Source organism: Rossellomorea sp. NPDC071047, assembly GCF_050270195.1.
Classification (GTDB): domain Bacteria; phylum Bacillota; class Bacilli; order Bacillales; family Bacillaceae_B; genus Rossellomorea.
Map to the genome: position 1 here is coordinate 20676 of NZ_JBNNJT010000006.1, position 17642 is coordinate 38317.

The 17642-nt window shown below is 42.3% G+C and carries 15 protein-coding genes; 3 read left to right on the forward strand and 12 right to left on the reverse strand.

Annotated elements, in window-relative coordinates:
- Positions 1-28: 28 nt before the first annotated feature.
- Entirely contained in the window at positions 29-487 is a 459-nt protein-coding gene (locus tag ACQKFO_RS18570; protein WP_427600323.1) for a DUF441 domain-containing protein, read from the reverse strand.
- 147 nt (positions 488-634) lie between these two features.
- On the opposite strand from ACQKFO_RS18570, the gene ytvI reads away from it, so the two are divergent.
- Positions 635-1741, forward strand: coding sequence for a sporulation integral membrane protein YtvI (gene ytvI / locus ACQKFO_RS18575; RefSeq protein WP_427600324.1), 1107 nt, complete (start codon positions 635-637; stop codon positions 1739-1741).
- 37 nt (positions 1742-1778) lie between these two features.
- On the opposite strand, the gene ACQKFO_RS18580 is transcribed toward ytvI, so the two are convergent.
- The 8 genes from ACQKFO_RS18580 to dnaE all read right to left on the reverse strand — a co-directional run bounded on the left by ACQKFO_RS18580 (position 1779) and on the right by dnaE (position 12815).
- A complete protein-coding gene (locus ACQKFO_RS18580) occupies positions 1779-2165 on the reverse strand; it encodes an FxsA family protein (protein WP_044339278.1) in 387 nt (128 codons plus the stop codon).
- A gap of 140 nt (positions 2166-2305) precedes the next feature.
- Positions 2306-4066: a pyruvate kinase gene (pyk, locus tag ACQKFO_RS18585; protein ID WP_427600325.1), complete on the reverse strand. Its 1761-nt coding sequence runs from the start codon at positions 4064-4066 to the stop codon at positions 2306-2308.
- A gap of 30 nt (positions 4067-4096) precedes the next feature.
- On the reverse strand, positions 4097-5056 hold the full coding sequence (gene pfkA, locus ACQKFO_RS18590) for a 6-phosphofructokinase (protein ID WP_149156207.1): 960 nt from the start codon (positions 5054-5056) through the stop codon (positions 4097-4099).
- 340 nt (positions 5057-5396) lie between these two features.
- Complete coding sequence (gene accA, locus ACQKFO_RS18595) at positions 5397-6377, reverse strand: acetyl-CoA carboxylase carboxyl transferase subunit alpha (protein WP_148969911.1); 981 nt, start codon at positions 6375-6377, stop codon at positions 5397-5399.
- Complete coding sequence (gene accD / locus ACQKFO_RS18600) at positions 6371-7240, reverse strand: acetyl-CoA carboxylase, carboxyltransferase subunit beta (protein ID WP_427600326.1); 870 nt, start codon at positions 7238-7240, stop codon at positions 6371-6373. The genes accA and accD overlap by 7 nt, the downstream gene beginning before the upstream one ends.
- A gap of 165 nt (positions 7241-7405) precedes the next feature.
- Positions 7406-8062 (reverse strand): FadR/GntR family transcriptional regulator, encoded by a 657-nt coding sequence (locus ACQKFO_RS18605; protein WP_427600327.1) that lies wholly within the window; start codon positions 8060-8062, stop codon positions 7406-7408.
- Positions 8062-9300, reverse strand: a complete 1239-nt coding sequence (locus ACQKFO_RS18610) for an NAD(P)-dependent malic enzyme (RefSeq protein ID WP_324744809.1) — start codon at positions 9298-9300, stop codon at positions 8062-8064. The genes ACQKFO_RS18605 and ACQKFO_RS18610 overlap by 1 nt, the downstream gene beginning before the upstream one ends.
- A gap of 164 nt (positions 9301-9464) precedes the next feature.
- The gene (gene dnaE, locus ACQKFO_RS18615) at positions 9465-12815 is read right to left on the reverse strand and encodes a DNA polymerase III subunit alpha (protein WP_427600328.1); all 3351 of its coding nucleotides are present in this window, start codon (positions 12813-12815) and stop codon (positions 9465-9467) included.
- 137 nt (positions 12816-12952) lie between these two features.
- On the opposite strand from dnaE, the gene ACQKFO_RS18620 reads away from it, so the two are divergent.
- Positions 12953-13288 carry a YtrH family sporulation protein gene (locus tag ACQKFO_RS18620; RefSeq protein ID WP_044339284.1) on the forward strand — a complete coding sequence of 112 codons (336 nt, stop codon included), beginning with the start codon at positions 12953-12955 and terminating at the stop codon, positions 13286-13288.
- Positions 13285-13788, forward strand: coding sequence for a sporulation membrane protein YtrI (gene ytrI / locus ACQKFO_RS18625; protein ID WP_427600329.1), 504 nt, complete (start codon positions 13285-13287; stop codon positions 13786-13788). Before ACQKFO_RS18620 ends, ytrI begins: the two co-directional genes overlap by 4 nt.
- A gap of 352 nt (positions 13789-14140) precedes the next feature.
- Here the strand turns inward: ytrI and ACQKFO_RS18630 are convergent, their stop codons facing one another.
- From ACQKFO_RS18630 to ACQKFO_RS18640, 3 genes are all read right to left on the reverse strand, one after another.
- The gene (locus tag ACQKFO_RS18630; RefSeq protein ID WP_427600597.1) at positions 14141-14995 is read right to left on the reverse strand and encodes a phosphotransferase family protein; all 855 of its coding nucleotides are present in this window, start codon (positions 14993-14995) and stop codon (positions 14141-14143) included.
- 17 nt (positions 14996-15012) lie between these two features.
- Positions 15013-15885: an alpha/beta fold hydrolase gene (locus ACQKFO_RS18635; RefSeq protein ID WP_427600330.1), complete on the reverse strand. Its 873-nt coding sequence runs from the start codon at positions 15883-15885 to the stop codon at positions 15013-15015.
- 63 nt (positions 15886-15948) lie between these two features.
- A complete protein-coding gene (locus ACQKFO_RS18640; RefSeq protein WP_427600331.1) occupies positions 15949-17163 on the reverse strand; it encodes an MFS transporter in 1215 nt (404 codons plus the stop codon).
- Positions 17164-17642: the final 479 nt, after the last annotated feature.

The following is a 17642-nucleotide window of genomic DNA, read 5'->3' on the forward strand; positions in this document are numbered from 1 at the left end:
CTCAAACCGGCAGAACTCCGGTGGTATTCTATAAGAATAACTCGTATAATTTCATCGCAAGGTACGCAATACCTGCTCCAATCAGCGGTCCGACAGCTACTGCTTTAAAAAATGCCACCGCTAAGACTGTACCGAGGACAAGAGCTGTCGTAATATGAGGATCCTCTTCCAACAGTGTTAACCCGCTCTTCGCAATCAACGCCACAGCCATTCCAGAAGCGAGGGCAATCCACGCATAAGGGGACTTTAATGAGTCATACAGTTCTTTAAATCCGATCTCACCTGTAGCGATCGGTGCCAATACAGCAATCGTTATGATTGTTACACCCCAGTTAATTCCTTTGGACTGAATGGCCGCAAACACTTTTTCATCGATACCTGCCAGCTTAAGAATGATTAGAAATGTTACGGCTATAATAATCGACTGGTTTTTTGCAACGAATCCAATTCCCAATAGTAGCAGCAAAAACATGAATGCCTGTGACATAAGTAACCTCTCCCTTTCGTAATCATTATCCTGCCATATCAACTTTTATCATTTGTTGTAAATTTGAGCAACCTCGTTAAATTAAACTTCCTTTCATTTCCTGTCTCCTTTAAAATAGAAGTAGAAGATCGGGTAGGAGGGAAGCCCTTGAATGTAGAATATGTTTATCGAACGATCCGGTTCATAATCGTTTTAGCCATCATTATGCTCTCATTGATTTCACTCTATTACATATGGAAGCTTGCTTATCCGTTTATCATTGCCATTGCCATCGCGTTAATTATTAATCCTCTTGTGAATTGGCTTGAAAAATGGCTGCCGCGAATATGGGCAGTTGCTTTATCTCTCATATTGATTATTGCGATTTTTGCTGGGCTTATCACCTTATTGATTGCTGAGATTGTTTCCGGAGCGAATTATTTAGCTGAAGAGCTTCCTAAGCATGTGCAGACCTTGGTCAAATATGCTGAGGATTTCATCGTAGGTCAGGTGATTCCACTATACAACCAGCTATCAGGTTTATTCAAGAACCTTGAAGCCGGTCAACAGGATACCATACTAGAAAATGTCCAGACCGCAGGAACGAAAATCGCCACATCTGCAGGGGATTTCCTGCAAAACTTTTTCACCAAATTGCCTCAGTTGATATCATGGATTCCCAACGCGGCATCCGTCCTGATTTTTGCCGCTTTAGCTACATTCTTCATCAGTAAAGACTGGTATTCATTATCTGCCAAAGCAGAGAAAATCATTCCCGGAAAGGCAATGAGCAGCGGGAGAAAAGTATTCATCGACCTGAAAAGGGCCTTATTCGGATTTGTAAGGGCACAGTTCACCCTCATATCCATCACGGCTATCATCGTGTTAATCGGATTGATCATACTGAGAGTGGATTATGCTATCACCATCGCCCTCGTTACGGGTCTCGTAGATATATTACCGTATCTTGGAACAGGAGCGGTTTTCGTACCTTGGATCATTTATGAGTTTATTACAGGGAACGTCGGATTAGGAATCGGTTTATCCGTTCTTTATTTGGTTGTTGTCGTACAGCGCCAAATCATGGAGCCGAAAGTACTGTCATCAAGCATTGGACTCGATCCACTCGCCACTCTGATCGCTCTCTTTGTCGGCTTTAAGCTCATCGGGTTTCTTGGCTTGATCGTTGGTCCGGTAGTACTGGTCATTCTATCCACTCTCAAAAGAGCCGGTGTTTTTGAAGATACGTGGAAGTTTATTATGGGTGTAAAATAGCAAAAAGCACTGCTCCCCGAGAGCAGTGCTTTTTGTATTATCTGTATATGATCACATTCCCATTGTTGATCCAGCGCTTGAATAGCTTATAAATGAACGGTTTGAACATTTTACGTGTAGGTGGGAGTAATAGCAGGAATCCTATTGCATCGGTAATAAAACCAGGCGTTAATAGAACGACCCCTCCGACCAGGATGCACAATCCATCAATGATGGCATCTCCAGGCAGCTGACCGTACTGCATATCCTGCTGTGCTTTTCGAAGTGTTTCCATTCCTTGTTTTTTCGCCAAATAAGCTCCGAGAATTCCTGTTGTAATAATCAGTAAAACGGTTGGGATCAATCCAAACGCTTGTCCGGAAAGAACTAGCAACCCAATTTCCAATGCGGGCACGATAATTAACAATAACAATATATATCTCATGAGGGATTCCTCCATAATTTTATTACTTATTACTCTCTATTATAACATATTAAGTATTTCAAGGTATTATGTGAGGATTGTCTTAGTTACGTACAAAAAGCCAGAGTCCATTCCCAGACTCTGGCTTTTCATATTTAAACTTATAATACGCTTGCGTGTCCGTTATAGATGACACCGCGAGTAGCGTCTACTGTAATTTCCTGACCATTTGTGAATAGAGAAGTGGCATTGTCCACACCAACGACTACAGGAATTCCCAGGTTGATACCTACAACTGCTGCATGACTTGTCAGACCGCCTTCTTCAACGATCAAGGCAGAACATTTCTCTAGAGCAGGCATCATGTCTTTATCAGTCCCGATTGTCACAAGAACTGATCCTGGCGTAGTATTCTTCACTGCTTCATCTGCAGTCATCGCCACTACTGCTTTACCGTAAGCAGATCTGCGCCCGATTCCTTGACCTTTTGCAACGACGTCGCCTACCACATGGATTTTCATCAGATTGGTTGTTCCAGATTCACCGATTGGAACACCAGCTGTGATGATAATGCGATCTCCATGCTTCGTCATTCCTGAATTGACGCTTTCTTCTACTGCCATATCAAGCATTTCGTCAGTAGTCGTCACTTTACGTCCGACTGTAGGGTAAACGCCCCAGACAAGTGCCAATCGACGTGATACGGAATCTGTTCCCGTTACTGCTACGATTGGTGCTTTTGGACGATACTTGGAAATCATGCGTGCTGTGTGCCCGCTTTCCGTTGGTGCCACAATCGCATTAACGTCAAGGTTAAGAGCAGTGTGGGCTACAGATTGACCGATGGCATCCGTCATATTATGCTCACTGTCTTTACTGCGTGCTGCCAGGATGTCATTGAAATTAAGAGCTGTTTCTGCTCTTGAAGCGATATTGTGCATCGTTTGCACCGCTTCAACAGGGTACGTACCTGCAGCTGTTTCACCAGATAGCATGATCGCATCTGTACCATCGAAGATCGCATTAGCTACGTCACTAGCTTCCGCTCTTGTCGGTCTAGGGTTGCGTTGCATGGAATCAAGCATTTGAGTTGCCGTGATGACAGGCTTACCAAGAGAGTTACATTTCTTGATCAACATCTTTTGGACCAATGGTACTTCTTCAGCAGGGATTTCAACACCAAGATCTCCACGAGCCACCATCAATCCGTCTGATACTTCAAGGATTTCATTGATATTGTCTACACCCTCTTGATTCTCGATCTTAGGGATGATTTGAATGTGGGAAGCGTCGTGTTCTTCCAATAATTGACGGATTTCCAGTACATCAGAGGCACGGCGAACGAATGATGCCGCAATAAAGTCGACACCCTGCCCAATACCGAATACGATATCCTGAGCATCTTTATCCGTAATACCCGGAAGGTTTACGGAAACTCCCGGTACGTTCACACCCTTTTTATTCTTTAAAACTCCGCTGTTGGCAACATACGTATGAATCTCGCCATTCGCTTTATCAATTTCCGTTACTTCCAATCCGATCAGACCATCGTCAAGAAGAATTTTGGAACCAACATGAACATCATCGATTAATCCTTCGTATGTAACGGAGAATTTCTCAGTTGTCCCGAGTACTTCCTTCATGGAAACGATGACGTTTGAACCTTGGGTTAATTCGATTGCACCATCTTCCATATTATTCGTACGGATTTCCGGACCTTTTGTATCGAGAAGGATCCCGACTGTTTTACCGGCTTTTTCGGCTGCTTCACGGATATTGACGATTCTCTGTCCATGTTCTTCATGGTCACCATGTGAAAAGTTTAAGCGGGAAACATTCATCCCGGCTTCGATCAGTTGCGATAACTTCTCTACACTCTCACTTGCAGGACCGATCGTACATACTATTTTCGTTTTTCTCATTTTCTTTACCTCCTGAAATCTTACAACAATTTAGATTGAAAGCTCTTTGGAAAGTCTGTACATGTCCAAGTCAATTTGATGTGGCTTGGCAAGTGCTTCAATAATATCGTAATCAACTAGTTGATTTTTCTCAATCCCTACTGCTCTTCCACCTTTTCCTTTAACCAACAGCTCTACTGCGCGTGCACCTAAACGGCTTGCCAACACGCGGTCAGATGCAGTTGGTGTTCCACCACGCTGAATATGGCCCAGGACAGAAACACGTGTATCCATCCCCGTCGCTTCAGTGAAACGATTAGCAAATTCATTTGCAGACATGACACCTTCCGCCACAATGATGACACTATGTTTTTTCCCGCGCTCCTGACCTTTTTTCAAACGGGTCACGACATCATCAAGATCGAATTTCTCTTCAGGAATCAGGATGGTTTCAGCACCGCCTGCAAGACCGGACCAGAGGGCAAGATCTCCTGCGTTACGTCCCATCACTTCAATGATGAAGGTTCTTTCATGAGAGGTTGCCGTATCACGAATCTTATCAATCGCGTCGATGACCGTGTTCAAAGCCGTATCGAACCCGATTGTATATTCAGTTCCCGGAATGTCGTTATCGATCGTTCCCGGTACACCCACACATGGATATCCCCATTCGGTTAAAGCTTTTGCTCCTTGGTACGATCCATCTCCACCAATGACAACAAGACCTTCAATACCATGCTTCTCTAATTGTTCGATACCTTTTTTCTGACCTTCTTTTGTTTTGAATTCTTCACAGCGGGCTGTATACAACATTGTACCGCCACGATGAATGATATCTCCAACAGAACCAAGTTCCAGCTTCTTGATGTTTCCGTTAATTAATCCGTTATACCCTTGATATATACCGTACACTTCGATGTCAAGGAAAATAGCTTTACGCACAACCGCACGAACAGCTGCATTCATACCTGGTGAATCCCCACCACTTGTTAATACACCAATCTTTCTCACTACGATCACCTCATTAAGAAATATTCCTTTATATGTAAATGAATGTTACAACTTGTTAATGGTTTCACATATATCTAAAAAAAGGAAAATGGAACAATCTATCCTGTGCATTCATTACATTATTATGGACCAATAGACTATGGATTATTTCTAAAATAACACGAAGATACAAGGTTCTCAACAAGTTACTAGAAGGAAATGCTAAAGACGAAATAATCTATTAAATGGAAGCGTTTTAATTGTTAAAACCTTCAAAATACCGTCACAAATCTTTAATTTGATGGAAAATTAATGAAAAAGACTGACAAATGGTATTTCCTATTTGTCAGTCCATAGTTCATTATGATTTTACCCCAATTAAATCATTTAAAACAGAATATTCACCCATCGCTTTAAATTTTTCATAGCGATGCTGTATCAATTCATCTTTCTTCATTGGAATTAGTTCTTTCAAGGATGCCTTTAGTACATCATTGATATATTGTGCTTGCTCTTCGACATCTTTATGAGCACCGCCTTTGACTTCCGTGACGATTTCATCAATGATTCCAAGCTCCTTCAAATCCGGTGCTGTGATCTTCATGGATTCCGCCGCGCGTTTCGCTTGTGTGGAATCCTTCCACAGAATGGCTGCCGCCCCTTCAGGTGATATCACGGAGTAAGTGGAGTTTTCAAGCATATGAATATGGTTCCCCACTCCAAGTGCGAGGGCACCTCCACTACCACCTTCACCGATGACCATGCAGATAACGGGAACGGTCAAGCCTGCCATCTCTACAAGATTTCTTGCAATGGCTTCACTTTGACCTCTTTCCTCTGCCGCTTTACCGGGATATGCACCCTTTGTATCAATAAAGCAGATGATCGGTCGATTGAACTTGTCCGCTTGCTTCATCAGGCGCAGGGCTTTTCGGTATCCTTCCGGATGAGGCATCCCAAAGTTCCTGCGAATATTTTCTTTCGTATCTTTCCCTCTTTGGTGGCCGATGATGGTCACCGGGACATCATGAAATTTCCCTACGCCAGAAACAATGGCTTCGTCATCCCCGTACAGGCGGTCTCCATGCATTTCGATGAAGTCCGTAAAGAGATAGCCGATATAATCAAGAGTCGTCGGGCGATTGGGATGTCGTGCTACCTGAACCCTTTCCCAAGGCTTCATGTTTTCATAGATATCATTTTCAAGCTTCGTGAGCCTGCTCTCCAATTTTTCGATTTCATTTGATAAATCGACGTCTGAATTTTGAGTGAACTCCTTCAGCTCGGCTATTTTTTTCTTGAGCTCAAGTACAGGCTTTTCAAATTCCATCTCATTTACCATGGCAGATCACCGTCCCACTGATGTATATCAAGTACTGTCCCGATTTTCTCTTTTAACTCGAGCCTCGAGATGACTCCGTCAAGTTGACCATGCTTCAATAAAAATTCTGATGTCTGGAAGTCTTCCGGTAAATCTTCCCTGATCGTCTGCTCAATGATCCTTCTGCCTGCGAAGCCGATAAGTGCTCCAGGCTCAGCAAAATTATAATCCCCTACGGACGCGAAACTTGCGGATACCCCGCCTGTCGTCGGGTGCGTCATGATCGAGATGAAGAGACCTCCATTTTCGCTCAATCGATTAAGGGCAACACTGGTCTTGGCCATTTGCATCAAGGAAAGGACACCTTCCTGCATTCTCGCGCCTCCAGATGCCGTGAAGATGATGAATGGGACTTTTCGCTTGTCGGCTTCTTCGATGGCTCTCGTAATTTTCTCTCCGACCACAGAGCCCATACTTCCCATTCTGAAGCGTGAATCCATGATGGCCGTCACCACTTCGATTCCGTTTACCTTACCTGAACCAGTTAATACTGCTTCATTCATACCTGTCTTCTTCCGATCCTTCTCCACTTTACCTTCATAATCAGGAAAGCCCAGGGGATTCGCGGAAACAAGATCATGATCAAGCTCCTTAAAGGTACCTTCATCTATAAAACTATCGACTCTCTCTGGTGAGCTCATCCCATGATGGAATCCGCAATGGATGCACACCTTTAAGTTTTTTTGAAGTTCTTTCGTGTACATGATCTTTTTGCAATCAGGACATTTGGTCATGATGCCTTCTGGAACGTCATGTTTAGCCGCTTCAGAAGGGATCGTTGCATATTTTTTCTTTTTGGATTTATTAAAAAGTTCCTTAAGCAAGGTGAAACCTCCTTAACTAATTACAGTAGCTTATACGTCTTCTGAAGGAAAATAATGAAGGTGAATTTAGCTTAAAATTCAATTTCCCAGGGACAGCTTCCGCTTTCGTTTCTAGTAGTAAATGCACGATATATAACTGCTTGACTATCAGTTTAATGGAAAGGTTTAAAAAAAGATGTTGGAAATTGTCGCATCCTTATCGACAATTTCCCTGACCCTTTTATACGTCTCTTGCACGGTTTTTTTATCTTCGTTTTCTATTCCTTGAAGCATTCGGGCAATTTCTTCTCTCATTTGATCCGTTATCTTGATTTCTCCACAAATCAATGTTTCAAAATCATTTAAGATATTCCAGATACGTTGAGCCAAATGATTGGCGTTCATCATCACGATGTCACGGAACACATCATCCAGGTTTTCCGCTTCTGACACTTTCTCGAATAGAGCATCCATCTTCTTTTTCTCTGAAAAGAGATCTTTCAGCGCTTCCTTTTCAATCATCATTTTTGTATAAAGAATATCTTCCTGGGCTTTGTGGTCCTCGAGGATGAACATTCCCAACAAATCGATGAGGTGATGATCCCGAAAATCCCTTAAGAAGGTACCTTCGCCTCTTTTAGTTTCAATCAGGCCCAACAATTCCAATGCCCGTAATGCTTCCCTTACAGAAGAGCGCCCAACGTTCAATCGTTCGGACAGCTCTCTTTCAGAAGGGATCTTATCGCCCGGCTTGAGGCCGTCTTTAGATATCATTTCTCGTAATTGGTGAACAATTCCAATATATACTTTAGCGTGGGAATGGAGAGAGTTCACTTCTGTCATCATTCACTCTTCCCGATTACCGCTAAATCTTCTGTCTTTTTGCGAATATCTTCCGGATCCACCTTCAAACGGGCTACTCCCGTCTCCATGGCGGACTTCGCGACTGCAGCTGCTACAGCAGGTGCTACACGCTTATCAAATGGTGCAGGGATGACGTAATCCTCATTCAACTCGTCTTCTCCGATTAATGCCGCAATCGCTTCAACAGCAGCTTGTTTCATCTTCTCATTGATGTGGGTAGCGCGAACATCCAGTGCCCCTCGGAAAATCCCGGGGAATGCAAGGACATTATTTACCTGATTAGGAAAATCAGATCGACCGGTTCCGACCACTTTTGCTCCAGCCGCTTTTGCCAACTGAGGCATAATTTCAGGAACAGGATTGGCCATGGCGAAGATGATCGGGTCCTGTTTCATAGAAGCGACCATTTCTTCTGTTAACGCTCCTGCTACGGACACGCCGATGAACACGTCTGCATCTTTAAGTACTTCTGTCAATCCACCTTTGATCTGATCACGGTTCGTAAACTTGGCTACTTCATCCTTGATTCCATTCATTCCTTCAGGACGACCCTCATAAATCGCTCCCTTGGAATCACACATAATGATGTCTCTCACGCCATAACGATAAAGAAGCTTAATGATCGCCATGCCCGCAGCACCGGCTCCATTTGCCACTACTTTGATTTCTGACATCTTCTTCCCAACAATCTTGAGCGCATTCACCAGACCTGCCACAGTTACAATGGCTGTACCATGTTGATCATCGTGAAACACAGGGATATTGGTTTCTTTCTTCAAGCGCTCTTCAATTTCAAAGCAATTCGGAGCTGCTATGTCTTCTAAATTCACTCCGCCAAAGGTAGGCTCAAGAAGTTTAACCGTTTCTACAATCTTGTCCACATCCGTTGTGTTCAAACAGATCGGAAACGCATCAACACCCGCAAAGCTCTTGAAAAGAACCGCTTTACCTTCCATAACGGGCAAGGAAGCTTCCGGTCCGATATTTCCAAGACCCAAAACCGCCGTACCATCTGAAACAACGGCTACCATATTCCCTTTCATTGTGTAATCGTAAACCGTTTCAGGCTTGTCATAAATGACTTTACACGGTTCTGCCACCCCTGGGGAATAAGCCAGGCTAAGGTCTTCCGCATTCCGGACCTCCACCTTGGATGTTGTTTCTAATTTTCCTTTGTTTACCCGATGCATATGCAGAGCTTCTTCACGCAATGACAATCCACTCACTCCTTCTGTTTCTTTACATGCTATATGTCGATTCATGATTCACATGAATCTTCTGAATGTACATGATTTATATTGAAATTAATAAAGTTATAGAGGTGGTCTGACCACCTTTTTCTATTAAACAATAATATAAATATTGGTTTTAGTAAAGTATGTTATTGTAATATGACATTCGCCTCACCCAGAATCCCCTGCATTTCCTTAAGAGCCTCTTGAGATGGGGAAACGCGTAAATGGTCCGGAAGCTTAACACTCTTTTTTTCACGTTCATAATAAATGATGACAGGATTCTTCCCTTTGAATCGGTTGATCGTTTGATGAATATGCTGCGTACACGCCTCTTCATCCTGATCGATGGGGATTTTCAAATAGAGCTTTTGATCCCTTGCTTTCACTCTCGCCTGCACTTCTTCCATCGCTTCCACCTGATTCACAATGAACTGTAGCTTATCGTTACGTTCTTCAACATTTCCACCAAACAGGAGTATATTCCCTTCTTTTAGTCGAGTCATATTATTTCGATAGACATTCGGAAACACCACCGCTTCGATCTCTCCACTTTCATCACCGATTTCAAGGAAGGCCATCACTTCCCCTTTTTTCGTCCGGATGGATTTCACTCCGGTAATATAACCGCCGAATGTGATTTTCGATCCCTTTTGAAGATCCGCTATTTGCTGTAAGCCAAGATCATCGTACAGTTGACGGTAGGATGAAACGGGGTGGTCAGATAAGTAAAGACCCAGCACCTGTTTCTCGAATTGAAGCTTCGTATCGATCGTCATATCTTCTACTTCGACATACTTAGGCTTTAAAAGGAACGCCTCTTCCTCATGAAACAGATCGGGATCACCTTCAGGGTTCACAAGCTCCGCATGCTGGGCCGCTACATCAAGGCTCGCAAGCAGTGTGGCACGGTCCATTCCGAATTCATCGAACGCCCCGGACAACACCAGGTTTTCAAGGATTTTTCGGTTAATCGTTTTGGAAGAAACCCTCATGCAAAAATCAAACAGGTCCTGAAATGGCTTTTCTTTTCTTGCACGAATGATTTCCTTTAAGGCTGCTGCCCCTATTCCTTTGATTGCCCCTAAGCTGTAACGGATCTTATTCTTTCCTTCCACCGTAAAGACAAATTGACTCGTATTAATGGATGGGGGCAGGATCTCAATATCATAAAGCTTTGCTTCCCGTATATACTGAGCCACTTTCGTCTCATTTCCCACTACCGATGTAAGGAGGGATGATAAGAAAAAAGCAGGGTAATGTGCCTTTAAATAAGCCAATTGATAGGCGATCATACTATAGGCAACAGCATGGGAGCGGTTGAATCCATAATCTGCGAATCTGACAATCAAATCATAAATGGTATGTGCGACTTTTTCGGTATATCCTTTCCGAGTTGAACCGGATACAAAATGCGCCCGTTCCTGATCGAGGACATCCTTTTTCTTCTTCGAAACCGCTCTTCTGAGCAAATCTGCTTCCCCGAGGGAGAAACCGGCCATTTTTGATGCAATTTGCATGATTTGTTCCTGGTATACAATGACGCCGTATGTCATTTCAAGAATCGGCTTTAAGTCAGGCAAAGGATATTCCACCTTTTCCACGCCGTGCTTCCGTTTGATATACGTCGGGATGTTTTCCATTGGCCCCGGTCGATACAATGCATTTACGGCCACGATATCTTCAAAAGAATTAGGCTTCAGTCTCTTTAATACATTCCGCATTCCTTCTGATTCAAGCTGAAAAATTCCATTGGTCAGTCCTTTGCTTAATAATTCAAAGGTTTTAGGATCATTCATGGGAATCGACTCAATGGAGAATGACTTATTTGTTCCCATTTGAACGTTCTTCACGATTCGCTCTAAAATACTTAGATTACGCAGTCCCAGGAAATCCATTTTCAACAATCCGATTTCTTCCAGTATATCCATAGAGAATTGAGTCAGATGGATGCCGGATGAACTTCCCTGGATGGGTACCCATTGCACTAATGGAGCTTCACTCATCACGACTCCCGCCGCATGGGTCGACGTATGTCTTGGAAGTCCTTCCATTTTAAGAGCCGTCTGAAATAATTTCTTATAATGATCAGAGCTCGTCACAAATTCCCGGAATCCCTTGGACTTTTCATAAGCTTCCTGCAGCGTGATCCCCAACTGATTCGGAACAAGCTTGGATACTTGCTCCTGCTCCTTCATATTCAAGCCGAATACACGACCTGTATCACGCAGGGCTGCCTTCGCTGCAAAGGTCCCGAACGTAATGATCTGGGCAACGTGAAGGCTTCCATACTTCCCTTCCACATATTCGATCACTTCGTCCCGTCTATGATCGGGAAAATCGATATCAATATCCGGCATGGACACCCGCTCAGGATTTAAAAATCGTTCAAACAACAAATGATGTTCGATCGGATCCACATCTGTAATCCTCAATGCGTAAGATACCAAGGAACCCGCTGCCGATCCCCTTCCAGGTCCAGTCAGGATCTTTCTTTCCTTCGCATACTTCATAAAATCCCAAACAATCAGGAAGTAATCGCTGAATCCCATCCTGCCGATGACTTCAAGCTCATAATCCAATCGTTCTATGTACTCATCGGAAACCGACTCTACCCGTTCACTCAGGCCTTTCTCACAAAGGTGGGTCAATTCCTGAAGGGCTGATACTCCCTCAGGCAGAGGATATTTCGGGAGGAGCTGCTGATGGAAAGGGATGGTCAGTTGGCACTGATCAGCAATCTTCATGGTGTTTTCAAGCTCCGTTACATGATCAGAAAACAACTCCACCATCTGTTCTTTGGACTTGAAGTAGTACTCCTGTGAACCCAATACATCCCGGTCATCTTCAGAGAGCTTCACTCCGTCCCTGATCGCACCCATGCATTCATGGGCGAAATGCTCCTCTTCTTCTAGGTACTGCACATCGTTGGTGGCGACCATCTCCGTCCCTGTCTCTTCCGCCACTCGCTGCAGTAGGGGAATAAGCACATCCTCAGCCGGAATCCCATGCTTTTGAACGCTTAAATAAAAGGAGTCCCTCCCGAACATCTGCTGATAGGTGCGGACGCACTCCTTCGCTTTTTCACTTTCATCATTCAATAATAGTCTCTCTATCTCCCCTTTGACGCCTGGAGTGATGGCGATCAATCCCTTACTGTAGGAAGAGAGCCACTTTAGCGGTAATCCCTCTTTCGACTTTGCCCCGATCGCACTCGAAATCTTTAATAGATTCTGATAGCCCGTCTCGTTTTTCACGAGGAGAACAAGGGGGTAGGATCCTTCCTCTGACGCAATATCTGCAGTCAACCCGATAATCGGTTTTATGTTTTCTTTTAAACACGCCTTATAAAAAGGGATGGCGGCATACATCATATTTTTATCGGTTAAAGCCAATGCTTTATACCCTGAATTCTTCGCTTTATGTACAAGTCCATTTATCGATATCGTGCTAGACAAGAGACTATAGGCACTCGCTACTTGTAAATGAACAAATGACATGTTATGCACAACCTTTTTCTCAATATACTTTTATTATAGGAAAGAAACCGCAAAAAAGAAAATATGTTCTCCCTCATATCTTGTCTACTAATCCCATATAGTTATCGTAAAGACACGTAATAGATGGAGATGATGAAATGGCAGAAGCTTTCTTTCCGGAATTATTCAAAAGCTTCTTTATCGCTATGGGGGTATTACTTGGAGGGTCACTCCTCGGCGGGCTCGCTTCATTCGCCATGGGACAGCCTTTATTCATTGAAATGAGACGACTATCCGATTTCCTGCGAATCTGGGCCATCATCGCAGCGATCGGAGGCACATTCGATACGGTCTACAGCTTTGAAAAAGGATTTCTGAACGGGGAGACAAAAGAACTCTTCAAACAATTCCTTTTAATTCTTTCCGCTTTAGGAGGAGCCAACACCGCTGCCATGATCATCTCATGGCTCACACAGGAGCATATGCCGTCATGAGAATCCCACCCTTTTATCGGCTTCCTTCCTGGCAGCGATTCTTCGCAGGGATGGTTGTAGGCGGAATCATCAGCTGGATGATCTTCTTATTCATGTTCGGAACCATGCATGAGAAGCAGGCCCAAAAGATAGAAGAACAGAAAAACGACATCAGCAAGCTGAAGAACACCTTGTCCTATCTTCAGGAAGAATACAAACAATTAAATACCGAAAACGAAGACGAACTCACCATCCAGGAAGTAAAAGTGAAAATCATCAACAATACAAAAACAAAAGTCGAGTTACTCAGTATACACGAAACCGAGGATCAATTGAGCGAAGATTTGCGGAGCCTACTTACTATGAACCTGGAGACAGCCTATGGTAATAAAGAGCTTGTCAAAAAAATCATTGAAAACAAAACGGTGGAACTGAATGATAAGTCCTTCAACTTGAAAGTGCGTGAAATGTACTTTTATACGACTACACAGATTACGTTGGAGTTGAAGTATGAGGAATGATGTTGCTGGACGAACCTTCCCGAGAGGTGATTGTGCCTTTTGATGAGAGGTTCGTCTTTTTGTTGGTTAATGGCTTTTTCTTTGCTGAAAATGATTCATTTATTTGAAAACAGTTGGGATATTCTTTTCCTACCTTTTGAAAGCTCTACTTAAAAGGCATTTCGAGTCTATTTTTTCAACCTTTTCGATTGTGATTGCGTCGTTTTCCTTCACAATTGCGTCTAAATGATGTTAATTGCGTCATTTTAGTAATTATTGCGTCTGAAATCATCATAATTGCGTCTATACTCTTAGTTATTGCGTCAATTCCCATATTATTACACAATCGTGATAACTGATGAAAATGATGGAATCATCTATACCCTTTCATTCCACTCTCAAATGCTTCCCGATCATCATTCTCAACTCCGTGGAGAGCTTCTTGCAATGCGAATGTGCTCTTATAAAAGGTCATTCTTTCAAAGATTTTTTCCCCATCCGGATACATATTCAAGCACCTTTTAACGAATGGCTGGCCGTAACTGGATAATAAACCTGCAAAGTCATATGCAGGATCGCCTATTTCCGTTTCCCCAAAATCTATGATTCCCGTTATCTCTTCCCGTTTTGAATCCCACAAAATATTAGATGCTCCAAAATCTCCATGGATAAGGACGGTGTTGAATGATAGAAGTTCCTTATTCGATAAAAACCTTTCAAAAATATGATCGATTTCAGACTTGGATGTTTCATTCATATACGGGAACAGCTTATCTTTAAATTTCCCATATAAATTTACGATCGAATTCAGTGCGTCTACTGCGCTCTTCTTCTCAATTCCTAAGCTGTCGACAGGTTGGGAATGCAATTCCGTCAAAAATTGAACCAATTGGGAAGCTATGCGTTCTTCGTTATGAATGTTCTTCATCATATCGGGCCATAAGGGAGTACCCCCAATGCGTTGATAGCCAGTGAACACTTTTCCCACTTCATTGGTTTCCATCGATCTGTACTGAGGATATGGGATGGATAAACTGAGCTTCCCCTTTATCTGTTCCAGGACTTCGGTTTCTTTTATTAATTTTTTGATCCCTTCCACATACTTCGGGAACCTGAAAACGAGGTTATCATTTACGATTAGTACATCATTATTCTGACCAAGATCGATCACTTCACTATGATTTATGTTTAACTCTGGATATATTTCTCTTATTCTTTCTTCATGCATCAAGTACCTAAACCTCCTCACTGTCTTCTTTCTAAAGAATCATCATGATTTTCCTTTAAAAACAAATCATACTCTTCACCAAATTGCTCTGCCTCTTCCAGGAATGGATAATGGTTACTTTTCTCAAAGATTATTAATCTTGAGTGAGGTATACCTTCAGCCATTTCAATCGAATACATTAAAGGACATTGGACATCATATCTGCCACACATGACTAACGTGGGGACTGATATGAACTCCAGTTTCCTACTGACATCATAAACTTGTAATTCACGGATAAAAAAATTCATTCGTGCAGCAGACATCCCTTTATGTATGTTCAGTGAAAAAAGCTCACCATATTTTTCAGGAGAATATAAAGACAATTTCGTCCTTTCCACCGCTAGTTCATTTCTTTTTTTCAATGGTAAATCAGACTGTTTTAACGTTTCTATCAGTTCCTGCATCCTGTGGAAATCCGGGTGCGCAGGATTGTAAATGCAATCTTTTGAGAAGGTCATATATTCTCTTGCAGCTGCCCCGACGATTACATTAAAATGGAGGCTTTCTGAAAAGTGGATTCCGTAAAGTATCCCTAACATCCCTCCTGTTGAATGACCGGCGAATCCCCATTGAAGAAACCCTAAAGCTTCACGAATCGCTTCCAAGTCGAATATGGATTCCAGCATACTCAGCTGATAGGGTTCGCTTGCTTTCTCCGATTGACCTGCTTCCCGTAAGTTGATTAAAAAGACTTGGTTTGTCCTTGTAAATGATTCTGCAAAATAGTCACCGGTTTGGTTAAATTCTGAATAATGGTGGGTCACACAAAGCGGGGCTCCCTGACCCTTGATAAACAGCTCAAATACTCCGCGTGTTGTATGTATTAATTTCCTTTCCCATTTCCCCATAATCACGTCCCTTTCTGATATACAGCTTTAAAAAAGGTCTCCCTAAATGGGAAACCTGATTTATCACGATTCTTCAAAACTGACACTTAAAGGCTTGTTTAGTTTTTTCAAAAGAGGATTGGCCAAGAAGTATACGGCAAAGATCAGGTAACCAATACCTGAAATCACCAATAGATATCTCCCCGAAGTGAACTCTCCTATGACGCCACCAAGAAAATATCCTAAAGGACTCAATGACCCCAACAACGAAGAAATAAAAGCAAATCCAATTCCTATATATCCTTTTGGAAGGTTTACTTGAATTAAGGTCTGTACAAAAATACTCAAGATTCCAATACCCATCCAGGATAAAGCAAACAACATATAAGGAACTATCGACACCTCAATCAATACAAAAGCCAGCAGCCAAAACAATCCAGACCATAAAGACAAGGCTGGAAGAATGCGATTAAGAGCAAATTTCTCTACCTTACTGGATAGAATGGTCCCTGTTAAAGTGCCCAAAGAGATGGCCGTCAACCAGAATCCGTATTCCATAGAAGAGTCCGAAATAACCGGAAGCATGGCAATCCCCATAGTTGCCATCACATTCATCCCAACGATACCGATCACCATGCTTAAAAGCGTATGACGTTTCTTCACGACCAGAAATCCTTCTTTAAAATCCTCCTTATACTGCTTGATAATGCTAAGGGTTTGAACCTCTGTTTCCTTTTTCGATCGAGGAACCTTTAAATAGAATAAAAACAGCATCCCAGTACCGATTAATAAAACGCTATTTGTCACATAAATCAGTCCTAATCCAATAAAGGCAATCAGGATTCCCGATACAGCATCACATATGATATCCAACGTTTGATAAGAAAAAGCAAAAATCGAGTTAACCTTTGTCAGCTTATCACGTGGGGTCAGGCTCTCTATCAGGGCACTTTCGGTAGGGTAAGTACATTCCGACAAGGAAAGGGCCAGGAACATCAACGAAAACAATAAAGGTAACCATAAGAGATTCGTAAAGTATAAGACTGAGATGACGCTGACCAGGACACCCTGTCCCACCATCGCGAAATAAAGAATCTTCCGTTTTGAAAAGCGATCGATAATGGGTCCATAAAGAAATTGTATGGTTACGGGCATGATCGCCACTGCACTTGTCAGGCCGATCAAAAAGGGAGAAGCCGTGGCAGACTTCACGTACCAAATTGTTGCAATCATGTAAAAGCTATCTGCAAAATTAGTGATTATCCTGCCAATCAATAAAATCAGTAATTGTCTATTCATCTTTAAAATCCTCCTTAAAAATTAACAAATAACCCGTGTTATTTTGTTAATCTTAAGGCGGTTTCCACACAATATATGAGGTCTAATGATCAAATGGATTTAGAAAAAGGATAAGGATCATTTTAGTTCTCCTTTCATTTACTAGTAATGGTAATTATTTCATAATTATTTTGAATCTTCAACTTATGTTCGAAGGTGGATCTATCTACATTGGTATCTTAATATGAAGCTAAATAAGAAAATAAAAATATTAACACCACATATTTATAAGCATTGCTTGATGATTTTTCAGTGTGCGTTCTCCTATTTATGTCTATGGTTAAAAATCCAAGTAAAACAATGATCAATACATATGTAATATCTTCCTTTATTGACGACAGTCCATTCATAAGTGTAAGCAGTAAAACTGAACTCACGATGAATATGAACGTTATAGGAATGTACTCAAGTTTAAATTTGACGTTTTTCAAGTGAATCAC